The organism is Noviherbaspirillum sp. (genome assembly GCF_036846085.1).
Taxonomy (GTDB): Bacteria; Pseudomonadota; Gammaproteobacteria; order Burkholderiales; family Burkholderiaceae_D; genus Noviherbaspirillum.
Genome location: NZ_DAIUCO010000192.1, coordinates 1 through 10,458 on the forward strand (window position 1 = coordinate 1; position 10,458 = coordinate 10,458).

The window sequence follows — 10,458 nt, forward strand, 5'->3', positions numbered from 1 at the left end:
GATGAGATAGCCGTTGACCGAGGTTTCGACCGGGCTCTTCAGATAGTTCTTTGCGAGTGCCTGGTTGACCTTGGCCGGCGTGATATTGGTGAGCAGCTTGTCCACCGGGAGTTCGACGGTGCCGTCGGACAGGGCGGTGATCTCGAATTCGCCAAGCATCATCCGGTAATAACCCGGCGCGGAGGTCTTGACCATTGGCGCGGCGGCATGCGCGGCGACGCAGGCGGTGGCGAGGAGGAAGGATGCGGCAATGCGCGCGGCATAGTGTGCAACATGTGTGGCGATCATGAAGTTCCCTTTTTGTTGGCGAGGAGCGAAAACGGCTCGTACCTCTGGTTGAATATTTTTTGCATGGACCGTGCGCGAGTATGCCGAATAATCCGGATTGCCGCATTGTCCCGGCCCGCGTCGGACCGCGGCCAGGGGCGGTAGAATATCTCGCCATCATTCACCCGGGCAGCAACATCACCCGTCACCCCGACCATCCCGATGAAAATTCAAATCGCATCCGATCTTCACCTCGAATTCATGCAGGACCGCTTTCCGGACTACCGGGCGGTCGATCCGACCGACGCCGATGTGCTCATCATCGCCGGCGATATCCACCATCACACGGGCGCAATCGATTCCTTCAAGGATTGGGGCAAGCCGGTCATCTATGTTCACGGCAATCATGAACTGTATGACGCGGACCATGAGGCGATGGTGGCGGCATTGCGGCGTTCGGCAAGCGGCACCGCGATCCGCTATCTGGATTGCGATACGCTGGTATTGGAGGGTGTCCGCTTTCTTGGCTGCTGCCTGTGGACCGATTACCTGCTGTATGACGAAGACCCGTTGCCCGCCATGCGCGAGGCGGAGAACACCTTGTACGACCATCGGATGATCCGCGCCGGCGATGGCCTGTTCAGCGCAAGCGAGGCAGCGCGTATCCACAGTCATTCACGCGCCTGGCTGGAACGGCAGCTCGATACGCCTTTCGACGGCAGGACGGTCGTGGTAACCCATCATGCGCCGCATGCGCAATCGATCCATCCGCGCTTTGAGGGCAGCGCGTTAAATCCGGCCTTCGTCAGCAACCTGGGCGCGCTGATGGGGAAGGCCGACTTATGGGTACACGGGCACGTGCATGACAGCGTCGATTACCGGATCGGCAGCACCCGCGTGGTTGCCAACCCGCGCGGCTATCCGCTCAACCGCAAGGAGGCCGCCACCCTGGCGCAGATCAACTGGGAAAACCCGCTGTTCGACCCGCGCATGGTGATCGAGCTGGATTGAGCGGCGACGGCGATTGCGCTCAATCGTCGTGATGCTTGTGTTTCTTGTGCTTATGCTTGCCATTGCCGTATTCGGACGATTTCACGAAATAGACAGGCTGGGCGCAGGCGTTGTACTTGTGGCAGTGCTTGTCCCACTTCTTCGCATGGCCGGGCGGCACATGCATGTAGACCGGCTGGACAACGACCGGGCGCGGCTGCCGCACGATCATCACCGGCTGCTGATACAGCACCTGCGGACGTGAGTTGCCGATATCGACGCGGCCATACACGCCCGGACTCACTTCGCCGGCAACGCTGATGCCGACGTCGACATTGCTCGCCTGCGCCGCACTGCCGGCTGCGAACAGCAACAGTAACGCTATTTTTTTGGCTTTATTGGACATGGCTATTCCCTGAAGTTTGATAGGAAGGACTGCGAACGCATGCGTTTCGCATTCCGTGCGGTGATTCTAGCCGCGGCAGACAGGGAAAGCCGCGCACCTTTGCAACAATTCGCTACAGAAACAAGGGAAATGCACGTATTTTGATTCCCGGCAAAGCATCAGGCTGGCCGGCATTGACATAGTGCCATCGTCGCTCAACGCATGAATGGAAAAAGCCCGCAGTGCATGGCACTGCGGGCTTCGCGCGAGAAGCTGTTGAAAGAAGACCAGGAATCGTTACGCTGGCTCGGTGAAGCGGCCCGCCTGGAAATCCCTTACCGCCTCGAAGATCTGGTCATTCGAGTTCATCACGAACGGGCCGTATTGCGCGATCGGTTCGTTGAGCGGCCGGCCGGCGATCAGTAGCACGCGCGCCGGACCGTCGGCATGGATGACGATGCCGTCGCTGCCGGCGTCATTGTTCAGGATCGCCATCCGCTGCGACGGCACCTGCGTATCGCCGATGCGCACATTGCCCCGATAGACATAGACGAAGGCGTTGTGGGTTGCCGGCAGGCGCTTGGCGAAACCGGCGGCATCGTTGAAATGCACATCCAGATACAGCGGCTCGGTGGTCTCGCGCTGCACCGCTCCCGCCACGCCGTGGGCTTCGCCGGCGATGACCCGTACCGCGACGCCTTCCGGTGTCGTGAATTCGGGCACGGCGGCATTCGGGATGTCCTGATACCACGGCTTGGTCATCTTGTCCTTCGCCGCCAGGTTCAGCCAGAGCTGAAAGCCTTCCATGCGGCCGTCTTCCTGTTCCGGCAATTCCGAATGCACCACGCCGCGGCCCGCCGTCATCCATTGCACACCGCCATTGTCGAGCAGCCCTTCGTTGCCGGCGCTGTCGCGGTGACGCATGCGGCCGGCGATCATGTAGGTCACGGTTTCGAAGCCGCGATGCGGATGGTCGGGGAAGCCGCCGATGTAGTCCTGCGGATTGTCGGTGCCGAACGCGTCGAGCATCAGGAACGGATCGAGCCTGCGCTGCAGGGACTGGGTCAGGACACGGGTGAGCTTGACGCCGGCGCCGTCGGATGTCGCGGTGCCTGCAACGAGGCGTTCCACGCCGCGCGGCCGGACGACGGTTTCTGCGGTCGGTGCTGCAATTGCGGTGGTGGTCATGTCGAATCCTTTCGATGTGTCAGATCTGTTCCTGTACTGCGGAGAACGCCGCCTTCATCATGCGGCGGCGCTTCCTTTCTTCAGGCCGGCAGCGCTTCTTCTATCTGGCTCTGCGCCGAAGCGAGCGCACGCTGCTCCGCTTCCGGTCCCATCGCCAGGCCTTCCGCATAGACGAACTCGACGTCCGTCATGCCGAGGAAGGCGAGCACGGTCTTCAGGTACGGCACCTGGGTGTCGCCCGGCGTATCGCGATGGATGCCGCCGCGGGTGAGCGCGACATACACCTTTTTATTTTTCAGCAATCCTTCCGGCCCCTTGTCGGTGTACTGGAAGGTTACCCTGGCGCGGGAAATCGCGTCGATCCAGTTCTTCAACTGGGCAGGGACGCCGAAGTTGTACATTGGCACACCCAGCACCACCACGTCGGCAGCCTGTATTTCGGCAATCAATGCGTCGTCTTTCGCCACGCGGGCAGCCTGCTCGCCGCTGCGCCGGTCAGCCGGTGTAAACAATGCCTGCAGCGTGCTTTCATCGAGTTCGGGATGCGGATTGCGCGACAGGTCACGCACCGTCAGGGTGGCGTCCGGATAAGTGCGACGCAGCCGCTCAACCAGGTTGCCGGCGAGGCGGGTGGAATGAGAACCATCGACACGGGCGCTTGAATTGATTTGCAGAATGTTCATGTTGATTCCTTCGGGTGTTGTTGTATTCACGGGATACGGTAAGCACAGTGTATTTTGTCCCACGAGCGTGCCGGAAGCCATTAAAACGGATAACATTGTTCCATTAACAGAACAATGGAGGAAATCATGCACCTGGAGCCGAACGACTTGCTGCTGTTTGCCCGCGTCGCCGACGAAGGCAGTTTCAGCCGTGCGGCCGACCGTGTCGGCCTGCCGAAATCGACTGTTTCGCGCCGCATCGCGTCGCTCGAATCGCAGCTCGGCGAGCGCTTGCTGTTGCGCACGACGCGCAAGCTGACCATTACCGATTTCGGCCATAGCGTGCTGGAACACGCGCACCAGGTTGCCAATGAAGTCGAGGCGGCAAGTTCGCTGGCGCAGCACCGGCAGGTCAGGCCGAGCGGCAGGCTGCGGGTGTCCATGCCGGGCGATCTCGCCAACGTGGTGCTCGGACCGCTCATGGCGCAGTTCATCGCCGACTATCCCGACATTTCGCTGGAAGTCGACCTGTCGCCGCGCCGGGTGGATCTGATCGGCGAAAATTTCGATCTGGCGGTCAGGATGGGCGATCTCAGCGACGACGCCTTTCTCGCCGCACGCCAGCTGGCGGTGTTCTCCGGCGGGCTGTACGCCGCCCCGGCTTACCTGAAGCAGCACGGCACGCCGAATGCGCCGGAAGACCTGGCGCAGCACCAGGCGCTGCGGCTGCTGCAGCGCTCGGGCGACGCGGCGGCATGGGAATTGACCCGGGACGGCGAACGCTGGTCCGGCGGGCCGCCGGCACGCGCGGTGATCAACTCGCCGGAATTGCTGCTGCGGCTGGCGCGATTGGGTTCGGGCATCGCCGCCGTTGCCCATCATTACGCGGAGCCGTTCGTGCGCAGCGGCGAGCTGGCGCCGGTGTTGCCGGACTGGAGCCTGCCACCGGTGGCGGCCTGGGCGGTCTTTCCCGGACGGCGGCTGATGCCGGCACGCACCCGCGTCTTCATCGATGCCTTGCAGGCCCAGCTCAGCGGCGCGCAATGCCGCGCCGTCGATGCGCAGGTGCAGAAGACAAAGCAGGAATATCTGGCGAAGAACCGTTGAGATGCCGCGCTGCCTGCCGGCATCGCCGGTGCGGCCGGGCGGAATCAAGTATTCTCTTGTGCTTTGCCGGCAACGGCCGCACCCCCTTCACATCTGTTTCCGATGACGCATTCACTGACTCCGTCCACCATCCTGATGCTGATCGTCCCGCCGTTTCTGTGGGCCGGCAATGCCGTGGTAGGGCGCCTGGTGCACGAGATGGTGCCGCCGATTACGCTGAATTTCCTGCGCTGGGCCATCGCGCTGCTGATCCTGCTGCCGATGGCAAGCTTCATCTATCGCCGCGGCAGCGGCCTGTGGACGCACTGGCGGCGCTTCGCGGTGCTCGGCCTGCTCGGCGTCGGGCTCTACAACGCGCTGCAATACCTGGCGCTGCAGAGTTCGACGCCGATCAACGTTACGCTGGTGGCGGCCAGCATGCCGGTGTGGATGCTGGCGATCGGATGGATGTTTTTCGGCGCAAAGGTGTCGCCGAAGCAGCTCGCCGGCGCCGCGCTGTCCATCGCCGGCGTGCTGCTGGTGCTGTCGCGCGGCGAATGGCGGCAACTGCTCGCCTTGCGCTTGGTACCGGGCGACCTGTTCATGATGCTTGCGACCATCGCATGGTCCGTTTATAGCTGGCTGCTGACGATGGGCAAGGACAAGGATCCGCACCAGATCCGCGCCAACTGGGCCGCGTTCCTGCTCGCCCAGGTGACCTTCGGCGTGCTGTGGTCCGGCGCCTTCGCCGCCGGCGAATGGGCCATTGCCGACCGGCAGATCGCATGGAGCTGGACATTGGCGGCGGCGCTGCTGTTCGTCGCCATCGGTCCGGCGGTGGTTGCATTTCGCTGCTGGGGCGCGGGCGTACAGCGCGTCGGGCCGAACATCGCGGCATTTTTCAGCAATCTCACGCCGCTGTTCGCAGCCCTGATGTCATCCGCCTTCCTCGGCGAAGCGCCGCATCTTTTCCATGGCGTGGCGTTCGCGCTGATCGTCGGCGGCATCGTGCTGTCGTCGCGGCAGTGAGCGGCCGGCGCGCTTGCGCGGCGAAAGGTACACTCTGCCGTCGCATTCATTGCAGGAGCTTTCTTGCGTACCACCTCTTCTTTCCACATCGCCATGGCATTGGCCATGGTTTGCCTGGCATCGGCGCTGGCCGGCTGTTCACATGTCAATCCCCATTACGATCCGGCCAAGCCGCACCATACGCCGCAAGGTTTCCAGAACAATTACCCGCCCAATCCCGCTTACCAGCGACCGCAGGAAAGCTTCGTGCAAAGCTGGATGAACCGACTGCGCAACTGGACCAGCGACAAGCCGGAGCGTAAGCCGACGCGGCCCCTGCTGCCGGTCAAGCCGGATCTGGCCTTCATCCAGAACAACAAGAACACCGCGGCGCTGACCTGGATCGGGCATGCCACGTTTCTTTTACAAACCGCCAACGGCTTGAACATCCTCACCGATCCGATATTCGAAGAGCGCGCATCGCCGCTGCCGTTTACCGGGCCGAAACGGCACCAGCCGCCCGGACTGTCCATCGCGGAATTGCCCCGCATCGATGCGATCCTGATCAGCCATTCCCACTACGACCATCTGTCGCTGTCCTCGCTGCGCGCGCTGTATGCGCAACCCGGCGGACCGCCGATGCTATTCGTGCCGCTGGGCATCGACGCCTGGCTGGCGGCGAACGTGACCGGCGGCGACCGCTCCCGCATCGTCAGGCTGGACTGGTGGGACAACGCGACCATCGCCGGCACGGAAATCCACCTGCTGCCGGTGCACCACTGGTCGGCGCGCACATTGTGGGATCGCAATGAAACCCTGTGGGGCGGCTTCGCGGTCCGGCAACCGGGATTTTCGTTTTTCTTTTCCGGCGACCTCGGTTACTCGAAAGATATCGGTGACATCGCCGCCCGCTTCTCCGGCTTCGATCTCGCCGCCATCGGCATCGGCGCCTACCAGCCGATCTGGTACCGCAATTCGCATGTCAGCCCGGAAGAAGCGGTACGCATGCACAAGGAACTGCGCATCAAGCGCAGCATCGGCATGCATTGGGGAACGTTTGCAATGGGCCAGGAACGGCTCGATCAGGCGGTCGACGACCTGGCGATTGCACGGCGGCAGCACGGCGTGAAGGATGACGAGTTTTTCGTGCTGCATCATGGCGAAACCTTCCGGACCGATCAGCCGGCGCAGCGCTGTTGCGGCAGCGGGCTTTGATCCTCCGGGACCCTTGAATCGGCCCGGCTTGGACGCAGATACTTGAACCACTCAATACAAAGGCAACCCGATGACTACCCGATTGAAGATCGATTTTGTTTCCGATGTGTCCTGCCCATGGTGCGTAATCGGACTGAAGTCGCTGCAGCAGGCGCTCGGCCGCCTTGACGGCGATATTGCCGCCGACCTGCACTTCCAGCCGTTCGAACTGAATCCGCAGATGCCTTACGAAGGGCAGGACATCACCGAGCATCTCGCCGAAAAATACGGCGCGACCGAGGAGCAGAGTGCGCGTAACCGCGAGGCGATCCGCGCCCGCGGCGAGGAACTCGGGTTCGCATTCCGCATGGAAAAGCGCAGCCGCATCTACAACACCTTCGATGCCCATCGCCTGCTGCACTGGGCGGAGCAGCAAGGCCGCCAGCAGGCATTGAAGGAAGCCTTGTTCCATGCCTACTTCACCGACGGCAAGCATCCGGGCGACCATGCCGTGCTGGCCGAGCTTGCGGGGACGGTGGGACTGGATGCCGCGCAGGCGGCCGACGTGCTGTCGTCGGGCCGGTATGCACAGGAGGTGCGGGAACAGGAACGCTTCTACCAGGAACAGGGCATTCACGCCGTGCCGGCGGTCATCATCAATGATCGCTACCTGATCCAGGGCGGGCAACCACCCGAGGCATTTGAACAGGCCATCCGCCGCATCGTCGCGGAATCGCCGGCCGCCTAGGGGATATGCAGGGCGCGCAAAAGCATGCGCGCCTTTGCCGTTACGCAGGCGTGGGACATGTCCTGCGAAACCCCTGCAGGTTCCGGATTATCCCCTTGCTTGTTTCTGAAAACCGCTGCAATTACGGGTGGCGGGGCTGGCCGGCGACATCCTCGCTGCTCACCACCCGGTTGCGCCCCATCGCTTTCGCCTGATAGAGCGCACTGTCGGCCCTTGCCATCAGGTGCGCAAAGGCTTCGCCGGCCACCAGCGTCGCCACGCCGATGCTGACCGTGTACGCCGGCACCCTGCCGTCGCCGCCGCCGGGCTGCGTCTCCAGTGCTGCCCGTAACCGGTTGGCAACGGACAAGGCCGCCACGCGGTTCGTGTCCGGCAGCAGCACCGCGAATTCCTCTCCGCCGACGCGGGCGAAGTAATCGACCGAGCGTATCGCCGCATCGGCACGCAACACCGCGTCCACCAGCACAAGGTCGCCGATGGCGTGCCCCGACGAGTCGTTGATCTGCTTGAAATTGTCGATGTCGAGCATGATCAGCGACAGGCTTTGCCCGCTGCGCCCTACCCGCCCGATCTCGCGCTCGGCGATTTCGAAGAATGCGCGCCGGGACCATGCGCCGGTCAGGAAATCGCGGTTGGCGGCGCGTTCCGCCGTCGCCATCATCCTGTCATGGACCAGCATGACCGCACCAAGCGTCAGCACCGGCAGGGTCATGGTACCGGCGGAAAGGAACAGCATGTTCAGCGGAGAAGGTTGCAGCAGCGACGTCATTTCCCCCGGATGGGCCACATGCACGGCCGCGCGGATGATGTGCCCGGCCGCAATGACGATCGCCATGCCCCCCGCGAACAGGTGCGGATAGCGCGAACGCCTGCTCTGGCGGGAGCGGAATACGGTGAGTGCGATCATCAGGCAGACGGCGACCTGAAACATCGAAACAACGATCGTGCGCAATGCAAAGGAGTCGACAACGTAGTGGAATACGGCAATGGCAAGCATCACGAAGGCGACGCCCGCGACCAGCAATCCCATGGGCATGCGCCGGCCGAAGAAGCGGCGGTAACCCAGCAGGATCGTCGCGCTCGCCGCGGCATAGACGCCATTGGCGGCCTCATACGCGATCATTGGCGGGAGTTCCCTGCCGAAGGCGTAAAGAATGAATGCGAAAAACCCGATGGCATTCGCCGCAGCCCATTCCCGGATCCCGGCGATGCCGCTGCGGACCAGTGAAAACGATACGAGAAATGTCAGCACGCAAAAAAGCGCGGCGATCAAAAGAATATGAAATGTGCTCGGCATGCCAGCAAGAAAAAATTTGAATCACCCGATCCGTAGCGGGCCCGCTTTCCGCGATGCATTCTCGGGACTCCGGATTATCCGGGAGGTAGCGGGTCCGCATGGCAACTTATGCGTAACACTTGATAACAAAACTAACACAAATGCGAACAACCTTTCGTAGTTCCTGTTTGTCCAAAAAGTACGAGGCCAGGATTGAAGGATTGCTTCAAAGACTTGTTTTCACATCAATGAGGAGGAAATAACCATGTTAAGAAAATCCCTTGCTATCGCGATCGCTTCTTTTTCCGTGTTGGGCTTGAGTGCTTGTGACGTCGACAAGACCAAGGAAGGCAATGTCAGCCTGCCAAAGTACGAAGTCGAAAAGAAACAGGCTGGTGATGTGACGTTGCCCCAATACGATGTGAAGACGCCGGATGTCAACGTGAAGACCGAAGAAAAAACCGTCACGGTGCCGACTGTCAAAACCGAAGAGAAAACCGTCGAGGTGCCGAAAGTGGAAGTCACTCCGGCCAAGGAAAAGTAATCCCCGCGAGGGAGTGGTGTGCAACGCTGCGCTTTCACGGCAGCGCAAAATCGCGACACTACTCCGGCGACACCAACCCGCAGGCTCCCCGCCATCACCTTGGCCGGGAGCCTGTGTTCTCACTTATCCCGCCTTTCCGCCGCCATCCCGTCGCCGCCTGCTTCAGGGCGAATTGGCGTCAATATCCGCCAGGGTTTCCAGCCCCCGCTGCGTGACGTCGTAACCATCATCCGCCGACCTCGGCGCGATATGTCCTTTCTTGCTCAGGAACGTAATGACACCTGCGTCCGTTCGTGCATGCGGATCGACCGACAGTGCCCGCAGACCGTCGATGCAGCGCTTGATGAACAGCGTCTGCATGCCCTTCTCGGTCAATTCCATCGTTCCATCCTTCCGGAACGCAGCATATTTGAGCCCTGAAAGGCGTTTGGCGTTCCGTGAAACGCGCGCGCTCGGCTTGCCTTTTTTCTGTCCGGCCCCAATTTCAGCAAGAGCGTCGAATTCATCAAGGGTCAGTTTGTCATTCATCGCGTCTTCCTGTAACGATTGTTGAGAATATGCGGCTCATCCGGGAAACGAACGGCGCACACTGCATGCGAGTGCGCATATTACCGAAATTGATGTCTGTTATATGAAGCGACCACTGGACATACTTGTTACTATGAAACATAATTCGCGCTGCAATTTTTTACCCTCGCAGCAAAAGTGCCCGCCGACGATTGCTCTGACCGTTTCGCTAACTGAGAGGTCGACGGACCGCATTTTTTCTGAACCATTCGCCGACGTTTAACTCCCATCTCATTCCTGTTTTGTCTCCGCCACGCAGCGTCATGCGCTCGTGAATTACGGCGTGCGCCGCGAAGATCGTGACGCGCGGTATTCCGCTCTGCAAAGCGCTGGCGCCAGAAACAACTTTTAATCAATGACCAAAACTGCCAAAACTCTGACATTGACTTCCAAATCGACAGGCGAGGGATCGGCGAGACCCGCGCAGTCGAAAAAAGTACGCACGGTTTCCCACGCCGCCGATCCGGTGCAGGCGCCGAGCACGGTCACGGTCGTGACCAAATCCCGTTCGCGCTTCGCCAACAGGCTCAATGATACCGGCAC

At 61.3% G+C, this 10,458-nt stretch carries 12 protein-coding genes and 1 pseudogene; 6 read left to right on the top strand and 7 right to left on the bottom strand.

The features are described 5' to 3' along the window. Positions 1-288: pseudogene (locus tag V7080_RS18920) on the bottom strand (MBL fold metallo-hydrolase); the annotation flags it as partial. Positions 289-489: 201 nt separating this feature from the next. Between V7080_RS18920 and V7080_RS18925 the strand changes: the two are divergent. After that, a complete protein-coding gene (locus V7080_RS18925) occupies positions 490-1,278 on the top strand; it encodes a metallophosphoesterase (protein ID WP_334189949.1) in 789 nt (262 codons plus the stop codon). A gap of 19 nt (positions 1,279-1,297) precedes the next feature. On the opposite strand, the gene V7080_RS18930 is transcribed toward V7080_RS18925, so the two are convergent. The 3 genes from V7080_RS18930 to V7080_RS18940 all read right to left on the bottom strand — a co-directional run bounded on the left by V7080_RS18930 (position 1,298) and on the right by V7080_RS18940 (position 3,513). Then, entirely contained in the window at positions 1,298-1,663 is a 366-nt protein-coding gene (locus tag V7080_RS18930; RefSeq protein ID WP_334189950.1) for a hypothetical protein, read from the bottom strand. A 276-nt stretch (positions 1,664-1,939) separates the two neighbouring features. Then, the gene (locus V7080_RS18935; RefSeq protein ID WP_334189951.1) at positions 1,940-2,830 is read right to left on the bottom strand and encodes a pirin family protein; all 891 of its coding nucleotides are present in this window, start codon (positions 2,828-2,830) and stop codon (positions 1,940-1,942) included. 80 nt (positions 2,831-2,910) lie between these two features. After that, positions 2,911-3,513 carry an FMN-dependent NADH-azoreductase gene (locus tag V7080_RS18940; RefSeq protein ID WP_334189952.1) on the bottom strand — a complete coding sequence of 201 codons (603 nt, stop codon included), beginning with the start codon at positions 3,511-3,513 and terminating at the stop codon, positions 2,911-2,913. A gap of 126 nt (positions 3,514-3,639) precedes the next feature. On the opposite strand from V7080_RS18940, the gene V7080_RS18945 reads away from it, so the two are divergent. The 4 genes from V7080_RS18945 (at position 3,640) to V7080_RS18960 (ending at position 7,528) form a co-directional block, all read left to right on the top strand. Then, positions 3,640-4,599 (top strand): LysR family transcriptional regulator, encoded by a 960-nt coding sequence (locus tag V7080_RS18945; RefSeq protein WP_334189953.1) that lies wholly within the window; start codon positions 3,640-3,642, stop codon positions 4,597-4,599. Positions 4,600-4,701: 102 nt separating this feature from the next. Continuing rightward, complete coding sequence (locus V7080_RS18950) at positions 4,702-5,607, top strand: DMT family transporter (RefSeq protein ID WP_334189954.1); 906 nt, start codon at positions 4,702-4,704, stop codon at positions 5,605-5,607. 63 nt (positions 5,608-5,670) lie between these two features. Continuing rightward, entirely contained in the window at positions 5,671-6,801 is a 1,131-nt protein-coding gene (locus V7080_RS18955) for an MBL fold metallo-hydrolase (protein WP_334189955.1), read from the top strand. Positions 6,802-6,871: 70 nt separating this feature from the next. Beyond that, positions 6,872-7,528: a DsbA family oxidoreductase gene (locus V7080_RS18960; RefSeq protein WP_334189956.1), complete on the top strand. Its 657-nt coding sequence runs from the start codon at positions 6,872-6,874 to the stop codon at positions 7,526-7,528. Between the two features lie 121 nt (positions 7,529-7,649). Here the strand turns inward: V7080_RS18960 and V7080_RS18965 are convergent, their stop codons facing one another. Next, on the bottom strand, positions 7,650-8,825 hold the full coding sequence (locus V7080_RS18965) for a GGDEF domain-containing protein (protein WP_334189957.1): 1,176 nt from the start codon (positions 8,823-8,825) through the stop codon (positions 7,650-7,652). A 244-nt stretch (positions 8,826-9,069) separates the two neighbouring features. On the opposite strand from V7080_RS18965, the gene V7080_RS18970 reads away from it, so the two are divergent. Beyond that, a complete protein-coding gene (locus V7080_RS18970) occupies positions 9,070-9,348 on the top strand; it encodes a hypothetical protein (protein WP_334189958.1) in 279 nt (92 codons plus the stop codon). Between the two features lie 162 nt (positions 9,349-9,510). Here V7080_RS18970 and V7080_RS18975 read toward each other — a convergent pair whose 3' ends face one another. Both V7080_RS18975 and V7080_RS18980 read right to left on the bottom strand, forming a co-directional pair. Continuing rightward, a complete protein-coding gene (locus V7080_RS18975; protein ID WP_334189959.1) occupies positions 9,511-9,876 on the bottom strand; it encodes a hypothetical protein in 366 nt (121 codons plus the stop codon). Positions 9,877-10,263: 387 nt separating this feature from the next. After that, positions 10,264-10,458 (bottom strand): hypothetical protein (locus V7080_RS18980; protein ID WP_334189960.1); only part of this gene is annotated, 195 nt, incomplete at its 5' end.

Coding starts and splice junctions, on each gene's coding strand:
- V7080_RS18925 (WP_334189949.1), top strand. CDS start 490: ATGAAAATTCAAATCGCATCCGATCTTCACCTCGAATTCATGCAGGAC.
- V7080_RS18930 (WP_334189950.1), bottom strand. CDS start 1,663: ATGTCCAATAAAGCCAAAAAAATAGCGTTACTGTTGCTGTTCGCAGCC.
- V7080_RS18935 (WP_334189951.1), bottom strand. CDS start 2,830: ATGACCACCACCGCAATTGCAGCACCGACCGCAGAAACCGTCGTCCGG.
- V7080_RS18940 (WP_334189952.1), bottom strand. CDS start 3,513: ATGAACATTCTGCAAATCAATTCAAGCGCCCGTGTCGATGGTTCTCAT.
- V7080_RS18945 (WP_334189953.1), top strand. CDS start 3,640: ATGCACCTGGAGCCGAACGACTTGCTGCTGTTTGCCCGCGTCGCCGAC.
- V7080_RS18950 (WP_334189954.1), top strand. CDS start 4,702: ATGACGCATTCACTGACTCCGTCCACCATCCTGATGCTGATCGTCCCG.
- V7080_RS18960 (WP_334189956.1), top strand. CDS start 6,872: ATGACTACCCGATTGAAGATCGATTTTGTTTCCGATGTGTCCTGCCCA.
- V7080_RS18965 (WP_334189957.1), bottom strand. CDS start 8,825: ATGCCGAGCACATTTCATATTCTTTTGATCGCCGCGCTTTTTTGCGTG.
- V7080_RS18970 (WP_334189958.1), top strand. CDS start 9,070: ATGTTAAGAAAATCCCTTGCTATCGCGATCGCTTCTTTTTCCGTGTTG.
- V7080_RS18975 (WP_334189959.1), bottom strand. CDS start 9,876: ATGAATGACAAACTGACCCTTGATGAATTCGACGCTCTTGCTGAAATT.